Origin of the sequence: Salipiger marinus (assembly GCF_035481585.1) — a bacterium.
Classification (GTDB): domain Bacteria; phylum Pseudomonadota; class Alphaproteobacteria; order Rhodobacterales; family Rhodobacteraceae; genus Salipiger; species Salipiger marinus.
In genome coordinates this window covers 1-1,136 of sequence record NZ_JAYKSL010000085.1, presented here as the reverse complement: position 1 = coordinate 1,136, position 1,136 = coordinate 1, and the positions used below count along the sequence as shown (strand labels likewise).

Below are 1,136 nucleotides of genomic sequence, written 5' to 3'. Positions count from 1 at the left end.
ATGGCTCAGAATTCCACCACGGCGCGGATGGATTTGCCTTCGTGCATCAGGTCGAAGCCGTGGTTGATCTCCTCCAGCTTGAGTTTGTGGGTGATCATCGGATCAATCTCGATCTTGCCGTCCATGTACCAGTCGACAAATTTCGGCACGTCGGTGCGGCCCTTGGCGCCGCCGAATGCCGTGCCTTTCCAGACGCGCCCGGTCACCAGCTGGAACGGACGGGTCGATATCTCTGCCCCGGCGGGCGCCACGCCGATGATCACCGACACGCCCCAGCCACGATGCGAACATTCCAGCGCGTCGCGCATCACCTTCACGTTGCCGGTGGCGTCGAACGAATAATCCACCCCCCCGATCTGGTCCGCGCCGCGTTTGGTCAGGTTGACGATCTCCTGCACCACCGACCCTTCTATCTTCGAAGGGTTAACAAAGTGCGTCATGCCGAACTTTTTCGCCATCTCGGCCTTCGAATCGTTCAGATCCACGCCGATGATCATGTCCGCGCCCGCCATCCGCAGGCCCTGGATCACGTTCAGACCGATGCCGCCCAGACCGAACACCGCCGCCGTTGACCCAATCTCAACACCTGCCGTGTTAATCACCGCCCCGATGCCGGTGGTCACGCCGCAGCCGATATAGCAGATCTTGTCGAACGGCGCGTCGTCGCGGACCTTGGCCAGCGCGATTTCGGGCATCACCGTGTGATTGGCAAACGTGGAGCAGCCCATGTAATGATGAATAGGTGTCCCATCCAGCATCCGGAACCGGGTGGTGCCGTCGGGCATCAGGCCCTGACCTTGGGTGTTGCGGATCGCGGTGCAGAGGTTGGTCTTGCCCGACAGGCAGGACGGGCACTGGCGGCATTCCGGCGTGTACAGCGGGATCACATGGTCGCCCGGCTTCAGCGTGGTCACGCCCTCGCCGACCTCGACCACCACGCCCGCGCCCTCATGCCCCAGAATGCACGGGAAAATCCCTTCCGGATCCGCGCCGGAGCGGGTGAACTCGTCGGTGTGGCACAGGCCCGTGGCCTTGATCTCCACCAGAACCTCGCCCGCCTTAGGGCCGTCAAGCTCAACCTCCATGATCTCCAGCGGCTGACCCGCTGCAAGGGCTACGGCTGCACGTGTCCGCAT

Annotated in this window: 1 protein-coding gene; it reads right to left on the bottom strand. The window is 62.8% G+C overall.

Translation table 11 applies throughout. The annotated features are described in order from the left end of the window. Window positions 1-5: 5 nt before the first annotated feature. Window positions 6-1,136 (bottom strand): S-(hydroxymethyl)glutathione dehydrogenase/class III alcohol dehydrogenase (locus VK682_RS27230; protein WP_324782996.1); only part of this gene is annotated, 1,131 nt, incomplete at its 5' end.